The sequence below is a fragment of the Kosakonia oryzendophytica genome (assembly GCF_900094925.1).
In the GTDB taxonomy this organism is placed as follows: Bacteria; Pseudomonadota; Gammaproteobacteria; order Enterobacterales; family Enterobacteriaceae; genus Kosakonia; species Kosakonia oryzendophytica.
The window spans coordinates 1-18,996 of sequence record NZ_FMAY01000010.1; the positions used below are offsets into that span (position 1 = coordinate 1).

General features: G+C 55.2%; 16 protein-coding genes and 1 pseudogene. 5 read left to right on the forward strand and 12 right to left on the reverse strand.

Annotation, left to right across the window (positions count from 1 at the left end; genetic code table 11):
- The 7 genes and pseudogenes from GA0061071_RS16395 to pdxA all read right to left on the reverse strand — a co-directional run.
- Positions 1-254: pseudogene (locus tag GA0061071_RS16395) on the reverse strand (transketolase); the annotation flags it as partial.
- A gap of 19 nt (positions 255-273) precedes the next feature.
- Complete coding sequence (gene tal, locus GA0061071_RS16400; RefSeq protein ID WP_088236503.1) at positions 274-1,224, reverse strand: transaldolase; 951 nt, start codon at positions 1,222-1,224, stop codon at positions 274-276.
- Between the two features lie 11 nt (positions 1,225-1,235).
- Complete coding sequence (gene rpiB / locus GA0061071_RS16405; RefSeq protein WP_088236504.1) at positions 1,236-1,694, reverse strand: ribose 5-phosphate isomerase B; 459 nt, start codon at positions 1,692-1,694, stop codon at positions 1,236-1,238.
- 15 nt (positions 1,695-1,709) lie between these two features.
- The gene (locus GA0061071_RS16410; RefSeq protein ID WP_088236505.1) at positions 1,710-2,078 is read right to left on the reverse strand and encodes a PTS glucitol/sorbitol transporter subunit IIA; all 369 of its coding nucleotides are present in this window, start codon (positions 2,076-2,078) and stop codon (positions 1,710-1,712) included.
- Entirely contained in the window at positions 2,079-3,098 is a 1,020-nt protein-coding gene (locus tag GA0061071_RS16415) for a 2-keto-3-deoxygluconate permease (RefSeq protein ID WP_088236506.1), read from the reverse strand.
- Positions 3,099-3,184: 86 nt separating this feature from the next.
- Positions 3,185-4,903 carry a four-carbon acid sugar kinase family protein gene (locus tag GA0061071_RS16420; RefSeq protein ID WP_088236507.1) on the reverse strand — a complete coding sequence of 573 codons (1,719 nt, stop codon included), beginning with the start codon at positions 4,901-4,903 and terminating at the stop codon, positions 3,185-3,187.
- Positions 4,904-4,931: 28 nt separating this feature from the next.
- Positions 4,932-5,939 (reverse strand): 4-hydroxythreonine-4-phosphate dehydrogenase PdxA, encoded by a 1,008-nt coding sequence (pdxA, locus tag GA0061071_RS16425; protein WP_088236508.1) that lies wholly within the window; start codon positions 5,937-5,939, stop codon positions 4,932-4,934.
- 245 nt (positions 5,940-6,184) lie between these two features.
- Between pdxA and GA0061071_RS16430 the strand changes: the two genes are divergently transcribed.
- Both GA0061071_RS16430 and GA0061071_RS16435 read left to right on the forward strand, forming a co-directional pair.
- On the forward strand, positions 6,185-6,979 hold the full coding sequence (locus GA0061071_RS16430; RefSeq protein WP_088236509.1) for a triose-phosphate isomerase: 795 nt from the start codon (positions 6,185-6,187) through the stop codon (positions 6,977-6,979).
- A gap of 35 nt (positions 6,980-7,014) precedes the next feature.
- Complete coding sequence (locus GA0061071_RS16435; RefSeq protein ID WP_088236510.1) at positions 7,015-7,977, forward strand: sugar-binding transcriptional regulator; 963 nt, start codon at positions 7,015-7,017, stop codon at positions 7,975-7,977.
- Positions 7,978-8,016: 39 nt separating this feature from the next.
- Here GA0061071_RS16435 and cobB read toward each other — a convergent pair whose 3' ends face one another.
- From cobB to lolC, 5 genes are read right to left on the reverse strand one after another with little or no spacing between them, the layout of a single operon-like run.
- Positions 8,017-8,838: a Sir2 family NAD+-dependent deacetylase gene (gene cobB, locus GA0061071_RS16440; protein ID WP_088236511.1), complete on the reverse strand. Its 822-nt coding sequence runs from the start codon at positions 8,836-8,838 to the stop codon at positions 8,017-8,019.
- A 9-nt stretch (positions 8,839-8,847) separates the two neighbouring features.
- A complete protein-coding gene (gene nagK / locus GA0061071_RS16445; RefSeq protein WP_088236512.1) occupies positions 8,848-9,765 on the reverse strand; it encodes an N-acetylglucosamine kinase in 918 nt (305 codons plus the stop codon).
- Between the two features lie 36 nt (positions 9,766-9,801).
- Complete coding sequence (lolE, locus tag GA0061071_RS16450) at positions 9,802-11,046, reverse strand: lipoprotein-releasing ABC transporter permease subunit LolE (RefSeq protein WP_088236513.1); 1,245 nt, start codon at positions 11,044-11,046, stop codon at positions 9,802-9,804.
- Positions 11,046-11,747: a lipoprotein-releasing ABC transporter ATP-binding protein LolD gene (gene lolD / locus GA0061071_RS16455; RefSeq protein WP_061494896.1), complete on the reverse strand. Its 702-nt coding sequence runs from the start codon at positions 11,745-11,747 to the stop codon at positions 11,046-11,048. Before lolD ends, lolE begins: the two co-directional genes overlap by 1 nt.
- On the reverse strand, positions 11,740-12,939 hold the full coding sequence (gene lolC / locus GA0061071_RS16460; protein WP_061494894.1) for a lipoprotein-releasing ABC transporter permease subunit LolC: 1,200 nt from the start codon (positions 12,937-12,939) through the stop codon (positions 11,740-11,742). Before lolC ends, lolD begins: the two co-directional genes overlap by 8 nt.
- Positions 12,940-13,228: 289 nt before the next feature.
- On the opposite strand from lolC, the gene GA0061071_RS16465 reads away from it, so the two are divergent.
- The 3 genes from GA0061071_RS16465 to ldtC all read left to right on the forward strand — a co-directional run bounded on the left by GA0061071_RS16465 (position 13,229) and on the right by ldtC (position 18,986).
- On the forward strand, positions 13,229-14,302 hold the full coding sequence (locus GA0061071_RS16465; protein ID WP_088236514.1) for an acyltransferase family protein: 1,074 nt from the start codon (positions 13,229-13,231) through the stop codon (positions 14,300-14,302).
- A 112-nt stretch (positions 14,303-14,414) separates the two neighbouring features.
- Positions 14,415-17,861 carry a transcription-repair coupling factor gene (gene mfd / locus GA0061071_RS16470; protein WP_088236515.1) on the forward strand — a complete coding sequence of 1,149 codons (3,447 nt, stop codon included), beginning with the start codon at positions 14,415-14,417 and terminating at the stop codon, positions 17,859-17,861.
- 159 nt (positions 17,862-18,020) lie between these two features.
- Complete coding sequence (gene ldtC, locus GA0061071_RS16475) at positions 18,021-18,986, forward strand: L,D-transpeptidase LdtC (protein WP_139109671.1); 966 nt, start codon at positions 18,021-18,023, stop codon at positions 18,984-18,986.
- The last annotated feature ends 10 nt before the right edge of the window (positions 18,987-18,996 follow it).

Here is an 18,996-nt window from a genome sequence, read left to right on the forward strand (position 1 = left end):
TCGTAACCGGTGAGGTGCAGCAGGCTGTAAATCAGCATCGAGCCGTGGCCGTTGGACAGCACAAAGCGGTCGCGGTCAGCCCATGCCGGGTTCTGCGGGTTGTGGTTCAGGAAATCACGCCACAGGACTTCGGCAATGTCAGCCATCCCCATCGGGGCTCCCGGGTGACCGGATTTGGCTTTCTGTACCGCGTCCATCGAGAGCGCTCGCAGGGCATTGGCGCAAATGCGCCGTTGTAGGTTTGCTGTGTTCATCTTTTTTCCTTGCGGCGGTTCAGAGCATCTGGCGGATCATCTCTTCCAGCTTCAACTGGTCAGCCGCAAACAAGCGGATCCCTTCGGCCAGTTTTTCAACCGCCATCGCATCCTGATGATGCTGCCAGAGAAACTCTGACTGGGTCATTGGACTGGGGCGGGTTTCGCTGACACAACCCGGATGAAGCTGCCGGGTCAGCGGCGCGTCACACGCTGCCAGCACATCCAGCAGTGCAGGTGAGATGGTCAGACGGTCGCAGCCCGCTAATGCCTGAATCTGTTCTATCCGCCGGAAACTGGCGCCCATCACCACGGTGTCGTAGCCGTGGGCTTTATAATACTGGTAGATATCGCGTACCGATTTCACCCCTGCATCGCTCGCGGCGTGGTACGGCGCGTGCGGGGCGTTTTTCTGATACCAGTCGTAAATACGTCCCACAAACGGTGAAATCAGGAACACCCCAGCTTCTGCGCAAGCCCGTGCCTGGGCGAAGGAGAACAGCAGCGTCAGGTTGCAGTTAATGCCACTTTGCTCCAGCTCTTCAGCCGCGCGGATCCCCTCCCAGGTTGCCGCCAGCTTGATCAGGATACGCGATGGCGCGATCCCGTTTTCCTGGTACAACTGAATCAGTTTACGTGCACGGGTGACACACATCCCGCGATCCCAGGCAAAACGGGCGTCCACCTCGGTGGAAATACGCCCCGGCACATGGCGCAGCACTTCCGTGCCGATATCCACAGCGACTTGATCACAGGCATTGATCAACTGCGTTTCGGCACTGCCGCCCTGACGGCGTGCTTTGCCCACCGCATCGGCAATCAGCGCCTGGTACTGCGGCAGTTGCGCGGCTTTCAGCACCAGTGACGGGTTGGTGGTGGCATCCTGCGGGGCAAATTTTTTAATCGAATCAATATCGCCGGTATCCGCAACAACGACGGTCATCTCTTTTAACGCGCTTAATTGGTTCATCACAGGCTCCGTTAATCTCTGGCATGCTGATTCTGGTAATAGTCAATGCGCTCCACTTTTGCCGCAGAACCGCCCCCTTCGTACTCCGACTCCAGCCACGCCTGGATGATTTTTTTCCCAAGCTCTGCACCAATCACCCGCGCGCCCAAGGTGATGATTTGCGCATTATTGCTTTTACGCGCACGCTCGGCGGAGAAAGTGTCATGGCACTGCGCCGCGCGCACGCCTGGCACTTTATTCGCCACAATGCTCATACCAATGCCGGTGCCGCAAATTAAAATGCCGCGATCGTGCTCTCCCTGTTTAATGGCCATCGCCACTTCATGGGCAACGTCAGGATAATAATTCGCGTCGGTTCGTTTATCGCTGCTGTAATCAACGACAGTGATACCCTGCTCTGCCAGATAATTGACGATAGCATCGCGAAACGCATAGGCCGCATCATCCGCACCAATGGCGATTGTTTTCATAACAGTGTCCTCAAATTATTCACGGTAAATACAAATCTGGTCCCCGGGGAGAATCGTCTCTGGCGTCGGTCCACAGAGGTGGACCGTGCCGGGTAATTCGGCGTCAATCGCGCCATCAAAATTAAGGGTAATATGTCCAAGCTGTTTTAAATTTGCCGTTGCCACACTGCCAACGGCAGTAATACGATAAATAACAGAATTAAGGGTAACTTTCTGGCCGGGTAATAATACTGCGTTAAATTTACCCGGCCGGTGTATTGCACAATATTCTGCAATATCCGTCGGCACCGGTTCCGCAAAGAGAATTAATTTATGTTGCTGTAAATACTCTGCGACAAAATCACCGACCTGCGTGACCTCCAGTTGGTACAACGGCAATGACATTTATTTATTTCCTTTACTACTGACCTGCGACGAGAGCGGCAATGACGTCTCTTCAGCGGGTTTGATCACCTCCACCGCTGGCGCGCGCGCTTTCAATCGCTTATCAAACCAGGCCACTAGCACCGGAGCAGTCAGCATGGTGATGATACTGGCGGTCGCCAGTTGCGCCGTTGCAGCATCCACATAGACCGCCAGCGACGGGTCCGCCTGTGCCACCATCGCCGGGGTCAATGCCGAGCTGGCCGCCGTGGTGCCCAGCGCAGCGCCAAGCGCCGTTTTCTTCTTCAGGAACAGGTTATAAAGGAAGTAGAAAATAATGCCGGTACAGGCAGAGATAAGGCCGAGCACAATGCCCGATAACCCGGCGGTAAACACCGTATTGATGCTGGAGTTCGCGCCGATGGCAAACGACATAATAATGATGATCAGCGGCTGGGCAGAGGCGCAAAGCTGTTTGAATCGCTCATCAAGGTTGCCCCACAGCATGCCGATTAACAGCGGGATCAACATCGACAACAGTGCGGCAAAAGGAATATTGGCCAGCCCGCTAACGCCAAGCACCATCATGGTGACGAAGGGGCCATCTTTCACGCAGAACACCGAAATCGCCCCGGCGTCGCTGGCATCGCCGTAATTACTGCACAGCGCAATATAGAGAGAGCTGTTCGAACTGGTCAGGCAGGCGACAAACGCCAGCGTAGAGATGCCAAGAAATCCGACCGGGCCAAACATCGATCCGACCAGCCAGACCGCAAGCGCCCCGGCCACACATTTAAGCAGCAGCAGCACCGCCCCTTTGTACAAGGGTAGCCCGGCCTGGCGAATATTAATCGATGTTCCGCATATCAGCAGAAATATACCCATCATGGCGCTGGAACCCACTTTAAATAACGCCGTAGTCGGGCCGCCGATGCTTAATACCTGAGGAGCAAATGTATTCAGCAAAATAGCCGCCACCAGCGGGATAATAATCAGCCCACCTGGCACCTTATTCATTTTGTCAAAAATATTAATATTCATAGGGTGTAACTCGCATACAGGATACAAGAGTGAATATTCACGACGCACTGCCCGAACGTTGTTCGCGTCGCATATTGTTATATTTGTTATTGCAGTGATTCTTTATAAATATGTTCAACAATGGTGCTGATAATATCTTCCGGTCCGGTTAAACCACCTTTGCCCACGCAAACCAGCCCCGCATACTCCCCGCCGATAATACGCACCATATCGGTTTGTGGAATAACATAGTCGATCATCTCAATGCCGGTAGCGCCCAATTCTTTCAGGACATTCACCATCGTATCGCCGCCGGTCATATAGATGCCTTTGATCTCCTCCGGCGCACAATTGAGGATCTCTTTGACGATGCTGCCAAGACCCTTATTGATGTTTTCCGCCGCCTGACCGTGGTCAAGATTGAAACGTTGCTCCTCTTCCCGCAGATCCAGCAACCTGCCTGTTAACGCTGACTCAAAAACGAACAAGGCATTTTTATGCGTGGTGACGCACTGGTGCGCCTGGCGCACAATGCGGCTGATTTCGATGTCGGCGGCGTTTTGCCGATCGACAAGCAGTTCCGCGTCCACCGGGATATGGCATACGCGATCGTCATGCGCAATTAAGTGCCCGAGTTGCTTTTTCGTCACCGGCGTTGCGCTTCCGGCCACAATCACCACCGAACCGCGCTGCGCACTGCGGGGCAGCGACGGCTGCGTCAGTCGTTTGTCTTCGCGCATTAACCCGCGATGCACCGCCAGTCGCTCAGTAAACGGACCCGGGTCGACAGCCAGCACATTCCAGTTCAGCGTGACCACGGCGCGGGCAATCGCATCCACATCATCCAGCGTAATGGCATCCACCACGATCACTCGCACGCCTTCCTGCTGCCGTGCCTGCAATTGCTGCTGGATTTGTGCGTCTCCCTGCATCACCTGCGCCAGAGCAATATGGCCGACATGGTGCTGCGTTTGATTAGCCAGTAACCCCGGCACCCAGGACTCGGTCACTGGCGTGCGGACATCACGCGCCACATCGGTACAGGAGAGCGCCACCGAATCAATCACCGAATATCCGCCGACCAGAATACGCCGGGACTGCGGCATGGCGGGAACCACAACGGCCACCGTTTCCTGCGGCAGTAGCGCCAGCATGGCGTCAATCTCATAGCCAATACCGCCGCGCAACGTGGTATCGATGCGTTTGGTAAAGTAGTGCGCGCCGCGCGATTTAAGCTGTTGTACCGCGGCGCTGACGCGCTGCTGGGCTTCGGCTTTCGGTAACGGACGGCTGTCGCTGCTGACCACCATCGCCGGGTAATCCACTTCGTTGCGGGCGAACGACTCGGTGTCGAAAAATGCCGCCGTTTTCAGCCCACTGCGCGCCAGCAGCACACCGACGGTGGTTGCACCGGTCAGATCGTCGGCGACGATCCCCAGTTTTACCCCCTCTCCTGCCGGGTAGACCCGTTCAATGCATGCTGGCGTCACGCCGGAGACATAGATCTCTTCGTGGATATACTCAGCCAGCGGGCCGCTCTTGCCGGTGTGGTGCAGGTTAATGGTCGGAATACCGCGTTTCGGGTACAGCCCGCAGCGCAGCGTGCCGCCGCAGTCGATCACCATCACGCCGATCTCATTTTCCGCCGGTTCGCCATGTTTGAAGACATCCACCGACGGCCAGCCCGTGAGTTCGCACAGCCGGTCAACGACAGGGGGGCGAATGCCCCCGGTGATATAGGCGATTTTTTTCGGCTGGGCGAGCGAAATTTTCAACGGTCCGCCCCAACCTTTACTGCCTTTGCTAATTAACAGATAGTTTTCCATTCTCTGTCCCCAGGTCATGCTCAGCGTGTTAGTGCTGCTTCATTTTCCAGTAGCGCGCGGCGACCACCGTAGATTCCAGCATGCTCACCGTGCCTGCTTTGCCGGTACCGGCAATGTCGAACGCCGTACCGTGATCGACCGAACTGCGCATAAACGGCAGGCCGAAGGTAATGGTGATCGAACGTTCAAAATCTAGGGTTTTACAGGCGATATGCCCCTGGTCGTGATACAGCGACAGGATGGCGTCGTAGTTGCCGAGTTTGCCGAGATGGAAAACGGAGTCCGCCGGGACCGGACCAATGGCGTTGATCCCTTCCGCCTGCGCGGCTTTCACCGCCGGGATCAGATTATCGGCTTCTTCATGGCCAAACAGACCGTTGTCGGAACCGTGGGGGTTAAGCGCCGCGACCGCAATGCGCGGGTTCTTAATGTTGAGCGCCGTGAACTCGTGGTTGATCTGCTGTACACAGGCCAGTACGCGCTCTTTGTTGGCGTAGTCACAGGCATCTTTCAGCGCCATGTGGCGGCTGACAAAGAACACGCGCAGGTTGTGCACATGGAACATCGTCAAACCGTAATCGGAACGCGTTTCGACCTGGTAAATTTCCGTGTGGCCTGGCAACTTACAGCCCGCCAGTTTGATGGCTTCTTTGTGGATGGGCGCAGTAGAGACGACATCAATCAGCCCCGCCATCCCCAGTTCGATGGATTTCATAACATAATCCAGCGACATTTTTCCCGCCAGTTGCTGGACTTTGCCCCAGACAATGCTGTCGCAGTCATAGTCGCCAGTTTCCAGCACATCCAGCGTACCCCAGCTGTACTTCGCCTGATCCGGATGGGTGATTTTATTGATCGGGAAATTGCACCCCTGGATTTTCATCGCCCGCTGAATGATAGGGATGGAGCCAATCAGGAATGGCTTGCACTCGTCATACACACTTTTGTCCATCAACGTCGCTACGGTGATTTCCGGGCCAATCCCGGCGGGATCGCCAATGGTGACAGCTACAACGGGTTTTTTATCTACAGACATCGTCGGACCTCTCGGTAATGGAACGCTGTTCGTTCATATGTTCACTTGTAAATCATATGAACATAAAGTTAACCGATGTTTTTCCGGCGATAAGTGATGGAGATCACATAAAATTTCGTGACCCATTTTTGATCGCAAAAATGTGATCTAACATATGTTCAAGCAATGAATAAATGTTCAAATTAAGCAAACCGATGCATAACACATTGCACAGGTATTTGATTAGCAAGGAAATGGAGTTAAAGATGAAAAGCCTGATGATTGGCACAAGCTGGAAAATGAATAAACCGTTGTCGGAAGCGATGGCCTACTGCGAGGTGCTCGCCACCCATTTACCACCGGTGATGCACCCATCCATTCAGCCCTTCTTCATTCCCCCGTTTACCGCTATCCAACCGGTAAGCGACTTCTTTCGCATGCATACGTTGCCGTGCCTGACCGGTGCACAAAATATGCATCAGCAAGAAGCCGGTGCGTGGACCGGCGAGATCTCCGCCAGCATGATTGCTGAAACCGGCGCCACGCTGGTGGAGATGGGGCACTCTGAACGACGCGGCGCGTTCAATGAAACCGATGCCGCCATCAACGCCAAAGTCCATACTGCGCTGCGCCACGGCCTGCGTCCGCTGGTTTGCATTGGTGACAGCGCCGATGAAAAACGCTGGGGTGTCTCCATTGAAACCGTGACGCGGCAGATGAAAATCGCGCTGTACGGCCTGAGCGCCACGCAAGCGCAGCAAACGCTCATCGCCTATGAACCGATCTGGGCGATAGGTGAACAGGGCGTTCCGGCCACGCCAGAACAGGCTGCGGAGATCCACCAGACGTTGCGTGCAGCGCTATGTGCGCTGTACGGCGAAGAGCATGGGCATAAGATCCCGTTACTGTATGGCGGCAGCGTCAATCTGCAAAATTGCGCGGAACTGGCGGCGCAGCCCAATATTGACGGTTTGTTTATTGGCCGGGCCGCATGGGATGCCGCTGACTATTGCGCAATTGTGCAACGCGTAGTGCAGGATTTTATCGCCAAAGCGCAGTAGTATTAAGGAGATATCGGCAATGGAAAAACAATGCGATGGCTGAACAAGACTCTGATTACGAACTTCTGACGGAAATAGCCGTCGCGTATTACGAGCAGGAACAGACCCAGGAAGAAATTGCCCAGCGGTTTGGCATCTCGCGTATTAAAGTCGGCAGGCTGCTGAAAAAAGCCCGCCACGAGGGGATCGTTGAAATCAACGTTAAATATCACCCGGTCTTTAGTTCGCAGATTGAACAACAGTTCATTCAAAATTTTGGTATCAAACGGGCGTTAATCGCCCTTGATCATCATGATGAGGATGAGCAGCGCCAGCAAGTGGCGGCTCTGGTCAGCAACTATCTTGCCACCATTCTGAAAAACGACATGACCGTCACCGTCGGTCAGGGGCGTAATGTGGCGGCAGTGGCCAATCACGTGGGTATTTTCCCGGAGCGTTCCTGCCGCTTTATTTGCGGTATCGGCGGTACCAAGCGCGATGGTCAGCTTATCGACGCCGACCATATCAGCCGTAATCTGGCGCGTAAATTCAACGGGTTTAGTGAAACGCTGTATGCGCCGGCCTATGTGGAAACCCCGGCATTGCGCGAGGCGTTTATCCAGAACCGCCTGATCAAAGCCACCCTCGAACAGGCGAGCAAGGCAGACATTGCGCTGATTGGTCTCGGAGATATGAACGAAAACAGCTTTATGGTGCAACTGGGGTGGTTTACGCCGCAGGAGATCATTACCGCCCGTCAGGAACAGGGCGTGGTGGGTGACCTGGCCGGCTACAGCTTTTTCAACATTCAGGGTACCCCGGTCGACACGGTGATGAACGATCGGGTGATTGGCCTGAGTCTGGAGCAGCTGCGCACCATTCCCTGCGTTATAGCGATTGCATCGGAAAGCACCAAAGCAACGGCCATTCTCGGCGCGTTGCGTACCGGGGTGATCGATGTGCTGGCCACCAGTGCCTCGAACGCCCGCACGGTGATCAATCTGCAAAAAGCGCTGTAAACCGCCCTCCTCTCCCGCCGGAGAGGAGCGGTTTTCGCGTTACAGCTTTTTCAGCAGTTTTTCGACGTACTCCGGCACCACCACGCTTGCCAGTCCGTAATGTTTCTCTTCGAACTCGCTGCCCACCTGGCTCGGTTCGAGGTTCAGCTCGACGGTGTGCGCGCCATGCAGTTTTGCTTCGTGAACAAACCCGGCGGCAGGATAGACATGGCCGGACGTGCCGATAGCAATAAAGACATCTGCCATTGCCAGCGCGCTGTAGATCTCATCCATGCCCAGCGGCATCTCGCCAAACCACACTACGTGCGGGCGCAGCGGCGCAGGAAACTGGCAACAGTGGCATTTGTCGTCACGGGTGACATCATCGGTCCACTTCAGCACCTGCCCGCTCTGGGAACAGCGCACTTTCAACAACTCGCCGTGCATATGGATGATGTGTTTATTTCCGGCACGCTCATGCAGGTTGTCGATATTCTGCGTGATCAGTAAAAAGCGATCCCCCAATGCCTGCTCCAGTTCGGCCAGCGCCAGATGCGCGGCGTTGGGCACAATTTCCGGCTGCTGGAGCTGGCGGCGGCGATCGTTATAAAAGGTTTGCACCAGTTGTGGGTTGCGGGCAAAGCCTTCCGGCGTCGCCACATCTTCGACATGATGTTCTTCCCACAGCCCATCTGCCGCACGGAAGGTGCGGATCCCGGACTCGGCGGAGATCCCCGCCCCGGTCAGTACGACAACTCTCGGTTTTTCCATCACTTCAGGCACCATTGTGTCACGGAAAAAAATGCGCTGGCGTAACCGCTCACGCAAGCGGCGTTTGTTATGGCGAAAACGGCTGAGACGATGTGAACGTCGCGATTGCATGGCATCCTCTCAGGACGGATCAGTAAGATGAAGAAATGCCGCACCGCGCATACCGCCTGCGTCACCGTAGCGCGCGCATTCAATACGCGGCACCTCGCCCGCTGGTAGCAGATGCGGGCGGATACGCTCCGGCAGCAATTGCGTCAGCGCGCTGAAATTGGATAATCCACCGCCAATCACCAGCAGATCCGGGTCGATAATGGTCAGAATATTACCCAGACACACCGCCAGCAAGTCGACATAGCGTTCGACATGGGCCAGTGCTTTCGCCTCGCCTTGCTGCCAGCGGGTGATGATCTCCGGCGCAGACAATGACTGATGGTAGAAGTGTTTGTACAGCCATGCAAAACCACGGCCGGAAAGATAGTTCTCAATACAGCCGATTTTGCCACAGCCGCAGCGTGTGAGCGGAAAATCAAACCCCATCAGCCCCAGCGCATCGACGGGCAAACGGATATGACCAAACTCGCCGGTGATAAAACGCTGCCCGGTCACAGTCTTGCCATTCACCACCAGTCCGCCGCCCACACCCGTGCCAAGGATCAGCCCCATCACCAGCGGATAGCGCCGGAATTCATCATCCCAGGCTTCAGAGAGGGTGAAACAGTTGGCATCGTTATCCAGCCGGACGTCACGCTCCAGCAACGCGCTGAGATCGGTGCGCAGCGACTGGCCGCTAGCGGCGGGCAGATTGGCGGTATACAACGTACCGTCGGCGGTTTCCGGCATGCCAGGGATGCCGATGCCGACCGTGCCTTTCACGCCGAAACGTGCATCCGCCTCTGCGACCAGCTCAGCAATGGCGCGCAAAAAGGATGTATAACTGTCATGGGGCGTGGCGACACGTGTTTCCCACTGTAACCGTCGATTGGCGTCAAAGACACCTAACGCGATTTTACTGCCGCCAATATCAAATCCGTAATTCATCGCCACTCCTTCGTTGTGGCCCTGCTCACGCCGGGATTACTGCCCGCTCAGTACTCTCGCCGGATCAATATTGCTCGCCCGGCGCGCCGGATACCAGCTCGCCAGCAGGCTTAATACCAACGCCGTCGCCAGAACGTACATCACATCCAGCGGATGAAGTTCCGACGGCAGGAAGTCGATAAAGTAGATATCGCCCGACAAGAACTGATGACCGATAATTTTTTCTATACCGTTGATAATTGGCGTTAATTGCAGCGAAACCACCACGCCAATCACCACACCGCAAAGGCTGCCCAGCAACCCGGCCAGCAAACCGTACCAGACGAAAACGGCGCGAATAAGACCATCTTTCGCCCCGAGCGTACGCAATACCGCAATATCGGCGCTCTTGTCTTTTACTGCCATCACCAGCGTGGAGACAATATTAAAACAGGCCACGCCAATCACCAGCACCATAGCCAGATACATAATGGCGCGGATCATCTGGATGTCGCGATACATATAGCCATATTTGCCGATCCAGCTTTTGATATAAACATAGCTGTTGGTCACTTCACCCGCATCGCGCACCAGCTTATTGGCGTTAAAGACATCGTTGACTTTAATGGCGATGCCGGTAACGCTGCCGCCCATCTCCAGATATTGCTGCGCATCCGCCATCGGGATCATCGCGAAACCGTGATCAAGCTGACCACTGAGTTGCAGAATACCCGTGACATGCAACCGCACGCGTTTGGGCTGCAACAGTTTATGCGCGTCGTCAGAGTTAGGGATCATGATGGACACCCAGTCGCCCTGCTGCACTTTCAGCGCATCGGCCACGCCTTTCCCCAAAATGATTTGCTGCTCACCGGCTTTAAAATTACGCCAGGCGTCGCCCTGGATATATTTCGGTAACGCGCTGAGGTCAGTTTCCTGCTGCGGATCAACGCCTTTGACCTGAATCGCGCGCAGGTTAGCACCGCTCTCCACCAGCCCTGTAAAGTTGATATAGGGTGCCGCCGCCGCAATGCCCGGCACTTTCTTCACTTTTTCCAGCGCGGTATTCCAGTCATTCCACGGCTGGTTCACCGGCTCGATCTCACCATGTGGCACAACCGCCAGAATGCGGTTATTCAGTTCGCGCTCAAAACCGTTCATCGCGCTCAGACCGACGATCAGCACCGCTACACCCAGCGCGATGCCGATAGTCGAGATCACCGAAATCAACGAAACCATCCCACCGCGACGGCGTCCGCGGCTGAAACGCAAGGCAATCAATAACGACAGAGGCGAAGCCATTACTCGGCCCCCATCAGGGAGACTTCAGTGCTCAGATGACCATCACGCATTTCCAGTTGACGGTTCATACGTTTTGCCAGCTGTAAATCATGCGTCACCACCAGAAACGCCGTACCCTGCGAACGGTTCAACTCGCCAAGCAACTGGAAAATACTGTCGGCGTTGCGGGCATCCAGGTTACCGGTCGGTTCATCCGCCAGCACCAGACGCGGGTTATTGACCAGCGCACGGGCAATCGCCACACGCTGGCGTTCGCCGCCGGAAAGCTCCGACGGACGGTGAGTGGCGCGGTGCTCCAGACCCACTGCGCGCAGCATTTCACGCGCGCGGCTGTCAATCTCGGCTGGTTTCTTTTTACCAATCAGCAGCGGCATCGCCACGTTTTCCAGTGCGGTAAAATCCGGCAGCAGATGGTGGAACTGGTAGATAAAACCCAGTTCACGGTTACGCAGATCCGCCTTGGCGGTGGAAGAGAGTTTGCTCATCGGCTGATCGCGGAAAATCACATCGCCGGAGGTCGGCGTATCCAGCCCGCCGAGCAGGTGCAGCAGCGTACTTTTACCCGAACCGGAACTACCGACAATCGCCATCAGTTCCCCTTCCGCCATGCTGAAACTGACATTGTGCAGCACGTCGGTTTGCACACTGCCTTCCTGATAGCGTTTGCACAGGTTGTCGCATTGCAACAGGATCTTATTCATAACGTAAAGCCTCAGCGGGTTGAGTGGCGGCAGCGCGCCAGGAAGGATAAAGCGTAGAGAGCAGCGCAATGGCCATCGCCACCAGCGCAATCGTAACAACCTGCAGTGGCTCAATCGCTACGGGCAGTGCAGCGCCATCCAGCAGTGCGCCGATAATCGGCATCAAATTATTCAACTGGCTGGCCAGCAGTGCGCCCAGCACCGCGCCAAGTAGCGCGCCGATGATGCCGGCGCTGGCCCCTTGCACCATAAATACCGCCATGATCTGGCGCGGCGTCAGGCCCTGCGTTTGTAAAATCGCCACCTCACCCTGTTTTTCCATCACCATCAGGCCAAGAGAAGTAATAATGTTAAACGCCGCGACCGCAACAATCAGGCTGAGCAGAAGACCCATCATGTTTTTCTCCATGCGCACAGCCTGGAACAGCTCGCCTTTGCGATCGCGCCAGTCCTGCCACTTCGTTCCTTCTGGTAGTGGCTGCTGGCTCAGCACATCCACTTTCAGCGGTTCGTTAAGCCACAAACGCCAGCCGGTAATGTTACCCGCCGGGTAACGCATCAGGCGTGATGCATCCTCAATATTGACCAGCATCTGGTACTCATCCACTTCGCTGTTTGCGGCGAACGTCCCGACCACCGTGAACAGACGCTGGCTGGGCAGACGCCCCATCGGCGTGAACTGGCTGGCGGAAGGCACCATCACACGAATTTGATCGCCGCGGTTAACGCCTAACTGGCCCGCCAGTTGCTCACCGAGAATGATGTTGTATTTACCCGCCTGCAGGTCGCTCTGTTTCACGTTGACCAGATAAGGGGTCAGCGGATCGTTTTGCGTCGGGTCAATACCCATCATCACGCCGACCGCCACGCTGCGCGCGCTTTGGATCACCACATCGCCGGTGGTCAACGGTGCAATACGGGTGACGCCCTGTAGCGTTAGCTGATTTGCGGGATGCTGCTGCGGATCAAGGGAGCCGTTTTGCGTAGAGAGAATAGCCTGTGGCATCAGCCCCAGGATGTTGTTTTGCAGCTCACGTTCAAAGCCATTCATTACCGATAACACCGTCACCAGCGCCATAACGCCAAGGGTGATGCCAATGGTTGACAGCCAGGAGACAAAACGACCGAAACGGTCTGCTGCGCGGCCACGCATATAGCGCAGGCCTATGAAAAGTGTGACAGGCTGGTACATGAAATCCGTCTGATTGCTGATAGCAGATTGAGAAGTATATAAGCGAAAGCGCAGAGCGTAAATGAGTGAAACCGTAAGATTTCGTCACGAAGTTTCGAAAAAAAGCCGGAAAATCAAATTACTAATGGCTCGCGGATCTCTGCAAAACAGCCATTGTTTGCCCGGTGTACGACCAAAATCCTTCACCTTAATCCGAAAATCAATAAATACAGACGCTTCCCCATTACATCCCCTCTCCCACTACCCAGGATAAATAGCCGAAATTAAGGCAAAACAGGCAAGAAAACGAATGAAACAGAAAACATTATGGATTAATCAAATCAAAGGGTTATGTATTTGCCTGGTGGTAATATATCACTCAGTCATTACTTTTTACCCGCACCTTGACCTCTTTCAGCACCCCTGGTCCGAAACGCTGGCGAAATGTTGGATCTATTTCAACCTCTACCTTGCGCCGTTTCGCATGCCGGTGTTCTTCTTTATCTCGGGTTACCTGATCCGCCGCTACATCGATGAGGTTCCATGGAAAGAGACCATCGACAAACGGATCTGGAGCATTGTGTATGTGCTGGCGCTCTGGGGCGTGCTGCAATGGGTCGGGCTTAGTCATATTAATGACTGGCTGGCACCGGATCGCGACCTCAGTAACGCGTCGAATGCTGCGTACGCTGACAACTGGAGAGAGTTCTTACAAGGGATGCTGACCGCCAGCACCAGTCTGTGGTATCTGTACGCGCTGATCGTCTATTTCACGCTCTGTAAGTTGTTAAGCAATTGGAAAATCCCCGTCCTCACGTTGATGATCCTCGCCAGCCTCGCCATTAATTATCTGCCGCTCCCCTGGTGGGGAATGAACAGTGTGGTGCGCAATATGATCTTCTATACCCTGGGTGCATGGTATGGCAACGCTGTCATGGAGTGGATGAAAACCGTGGCGATACGTCGCTACGCCCTGTTGTTCGCTGTCGCGTTGGTGGTGGCGTTTGGATTGTGGATGTTTAACATGCCGTTGCCGCTCTGTTTGCTGTCGATTGTCGGCATCATGCGCCTGTTCCGGGAGCTGGAGCAGCGTTTCCCGCCGAGTGAAAACAGTCTGCTAAATGTGGTTGGCTCAAATACCATTGCGATTTACACCACCCACCGCATTCTGATTGAAGGTTTCAGCCTGGCATTAATCAAACCGTTGAATGCCGGTGCCTGGCCGCCAACAATGGAACTGGCGCTATTGCTGGTCTACCCTTTCGTCACATTAGTGATTTGTACGCTGGCTGGACTGCTGGTGCGGAAAATCTCCACCGCACTGTTTGCTGATGTTTTTTTCACCCCACCGGCGAAACGTCGCCCGGCCATTGCCACACGCTAAACCCACGCGTTCGCCTTGGCTAAAACAATGCAATCGCAGATAATAAAGGGATTGCGTATCAGTGATATGCCCCCACGTGGGGGTATATCCATAAGGAACACCGACACCGTCTATGCCTGAACAATACCGTTATTCTCTGCCGACAAAAGCAGGCGATCAGCGCCAGTTTGGCGAACTCACCGGTGCAGCCTGCGCCACTGAAGTGGCGGAAATCATTGAACGCCATGCGGGTCCGGTCGTGTTAATCGCACCCGATATGCAAAACGCGCTGCGTTTGCAAGATGAAATTGGGCAATTTACCGACAACCTGGTGATGAACCTCGCTGACTGGGAAACACTGCCGTACGACAGTTTCTCACCGCACCAGGAGATTATCTCTTCGCGCCTGTCGACCCTGTATCAACTGCCCGCGATGCAGCGCGGCGTGCTGATTGTCCCGGTCAATACGTTAATGCAGCGCGTTTGCCCACATAGTTACCTGCATGGCCACGCGCTGATGATGCAAAAAGGCCAGCGTTTGTCGCGCGACCAGTTGCGCACTCAGCTTGAAAGCGCGGGTTACCGCCACGTCGATCAGGTAATGGAACACGGTGAATATGCCACCCGCGGCGCCTTGTTGGATCTCTTCCCGATGGGCAGCGAGCAACCGTTCCGCCTCGACTTTTTCGATGATGAAATCGACAGCTTGCGTCTTTTCGACACCGATACACAACGTACGCTGGAAGAAGTGGAAGCCATTAACTTACTGCCCGCGCATGAATTCCCGACAGACAAAACCGCGATTGAGCTGTTCCGTAGCCAGTGGCGCGATAAGTTTGACGTCAAACGCGATGCTGAGCACATCTATCAGCAGGTCAGTAAAGGCACCCTGCCCGCAGGGATAGAATACTGGCAGCCCTTGTTTTTCAGTGAGCCATTACAACCGCTGTTCAGCTACTTCCCGGCTAACACACTGCTGGTGAACACCGGTTCGCTGGAAGCCAGCGCCGAGCGTTTTCAGCAAGAGACGCAAGCACGCTTCGAGAGCCGCGGTGTCGACCCGATGCGCCCGCTCCTGCCGCCGGACGCCCTGTGGTTGCGCGTCGATGCGTTATTCAGCGAACTGAATAAGTGGCCACGTATCCAGCTCAAAAGCGAAAAACTGGCGGAGAAAGCCGCGCACGTCAACCTCGGTTACCAGACGTTGCCGGATCTCTCTGTGCAGGCTCAGCAAAAATCGCCGTTGGATAACCTGCGCAAATTCCTTGAGTCCTTTAGTGGCCCGGTGGTGTTCTCGGTGGAAAGTGAAGGCCGCCGTGAAGCATTAATTGAGCTGCTGGCGCGTATTAAGGTTGCGCCTAAACGGATCCTGCGCCTTGACGAGGCAACCAGCACTGGTTGCTGGCTGATGATTGGCGCGGCCGAACACGGCTTTATCGATACGCTGCGCAACCGGGCGCTGATTTGCGAAAGCGATCTGCTGGGCGAACGCGTTGCCCGTCGCCGTCAGGACACGCGCCGCACCATTAATCCGGACACGCTGATCCGCAACCTTGCCGAGCTACACGATGGCCAGCCAGTGGTGCATCTGGAGCATGGCGTCGGGCGTTATGCCGGTATGACCACGCTGGAGACGGGCGGCATCAAGAATGAGTATCTGATGCTGACCTACGCCAACGACGCCAAACTGTATGTTCCGGTATCGTCACTGCATCTGATCAGCCGTTACGCCGGCGGTGCCGAAGAGAACGCGCCGCTGCATAAACTGGGCAGCGACGCCTGGACGCGGGCACGGCAAAAAGCAGCGGAAAAAGTGCGGGACGTCGCCGCAGAGCTGCTGGATATCTACGCCCAGCGCGCAGCCAAAGAGGGGTTTGCCTTTAAGCACGATCGCGAACAGTATCAGCTGTTCTGCGATGGCTTCCCGTTTGAAACCACACCGGATCAGGCGCAAGCCATCAACGCTGTGCTCAGCGATATGTGTCAGCCGCTGGCGATGGATCGTCTGGTGTGCGGCGATGTAGGCTTCGGTAAAACCGAAGTGGCAATGCGCGCAGCATTTCTGGCGGTGGAAAACAATAAGCAGGTGGCCGTGCTGGTGCCAACCACCCTGCTTGCACAGCAGCATTTTGATAATTTCCGCGACCGTTTCGCTAACTGGCCAGTGCGCATTGAGATGCTTTCCCGTTTCCGCAGTGCCAAAGAGCAGGCACAGGTTCTGGAACAGGCCGCAGAAGGCAAAATAGATATCCTGATAGGCACGCATAAGCTGCTGCAAAGCGACGTCAAACTGAAAGATCTCGGTTTGTTGATCGTGGATGAGGAGCACCGCTTTGGCGTGCGTCATAAAGAGCGCATTAAAGCGATGCGCGCCGACGTCGACATCCTGACCCTGACGGCAACGCCTATTCCGCGTACGCTCAATATGGCAATGAGCGGGATGCGCGATCTGTCGATCATCGCCACCCCACCGGCACGTCGACTGGCGGTGAAAACCTTTGTGCGCGAGTATGACAGTCTGGTGGTGCGCGAGGCGATCCTGCGCGAAGTGCTGCGTGGTGGCCAGGTTTACTACCTCTATAACGACGTGGAAAACATCCAGAAAGCCGCAGACCGTCTGGCACAACTGGTGCCAGAAGCGCGCATTGCAATCGGCCACGGGCAGATGCGTGAACGAGAACTGGAACGGGTGATGAATGATTTCCACCATCAACGTTTCAACGTACTGGTGTGCACCACCATTATTGAAACCGGGATCGATATTCCGACCGCCAACACCATCATTATTGAACGGGCTGACCACTTCGGGCTGGCGCAGCTGCATCAGCTACGTGGTCGCGTGGGGCGTTCGCATCATCAGGCCTATGCCTGGTTGTTAACACCGCATCCGAAAGCGATGACCCCTGATGCGCTGAAACGCCTGGAAGCTATCGCTTCGCTGGAAGATTTGGGCGCCGGATTTGCGCTGGCGACTCACGATCTGGAGATCCGCGGCGCCGGTGAACTGCTGGGCGAAGATCAGAGCGGTCAGATGGAAACCATCGGTTTCTCACTCTATATGGAGTTACTGGAAAACGCCGTTGATGCGTTAAAAGCGGGACGCGAACCCTCACTGGAAGATCTCACCAGCCAGCAAACAGAGGTGGAATTGCGCATGCCTTCGCTGTTGCCGGATGACTTTATTCCGGACGTGAACACACGTTTGTCATTCTATAAACGCATCGCCAGTGCAAAAGACGAGAATGCGCTGGAAGAGATCAAAGTTGAGCTGATTGACCGCTTTGGCCTGTTGCCGGATGCCGCGCGCACGTTGCTGGACATCGCTTTGCTGCGCCAGCAGGCGCAGAAGCTCGGCATCCGTAAGCTGGAGGGTAACGAAAAAGGTGGGGTGATTGAGTTTAATGAAAAAAATCACGTCAACCCGGCGTGGCTGATTGGTTTGTTGCAGAAGCAGCCGCAACATTTCCGCCTCGACGGCCCTACACGGCTGAAATTCATACAGGATCTTGGCGAACGCAAAACCCGCATGGACTGGGTGCGTAGCTTTATGCAGCAGTTAGCGGAAAACGCCCTTGCCTGACTCACATTACGCAACCGGGCCATCAGGCCCGGTTTGTGTTTAAAGCGCAACATTTACAAATTTTTTGCAATGCGCCAGGACTTCCCGACATGCGGGCACACCATAATCCCATTAGTTTGCCACATAAAAATAACCTTATGATTTACATGGATTATGGTCATGATCAAAAATTCGCGCTTTGCTCATTGGATAATGCTCTTCGCTGTTGCCGCGACGGTTGCCCTTTCTCTGCCCGCACGGGCAAATAGCTGGCCGTTGCCCCCCGCAGGAAGTCGCGTCGTTGGCGAGAACCGTTTCCACGTGGTACAAAACGATGGCGGTTCGCTGGAAGCCATCGCTAAGCAGTACAATGTCGGTTTTCTGGCGCTGCTGCAGGCCAATCCTGGCGTGGATCCCTATGTACCGCGCGCGGGCAGCGTACTGACGATCCCGCTGCAAACCCTGCTGCCGGACGCCCCACGTAAAGGCATTGTGATTAACCTGGCCGAACTGCGTCTGTATTACTATCCGGCCGGTAAAAATGAAGTCATTGTCTACCCGATCGGTATTGGCCAACTGGGCGGCGATACGCTAACCCCCACCATGGTCACAACCGTCTCTGATAAACGCGCTAACCCCACGTGGACGCCAACCGCCAATATTCGGGCACGCTATAAAGCCCAAGGCATCGATCTTCCTGCCGTTGTTCCAGCCGGGCCGGATAACCCGATGGGCCATCACGCTATTCGTCTGGCGGCCTTCGGCGGGGTTTATCTGCTGCATGGCACCAATGCCGATTTCGGCATCGGAATGCGGGTCAGCTCCGGTTGCATCCGCTTGCGCGATGGCGACATCTCCGCCCTCTACGCGGCAGTCTCGCCGGGAACACCCGTGAATATTATTAATACCCCGATTAAAGTCTCGGTTGAGCCTGACGGCAGACGGCTGGTGGAAGTCCATCAACCGTTATCAAAATCCATCGATGACGATCCGAAAACGCTACCGATTGTACTGAATGCGGCGATGCAGGCATTCCAGGACGACGCACGCAGCGATGCGCAAGTAATGATCCACGCGATGGAAATTCGCTCTGGCATGCCTGTTGATGTTAGCCGCCATGCCGACCCGTCGGTACAAATGCTGTAACCTACCCTGA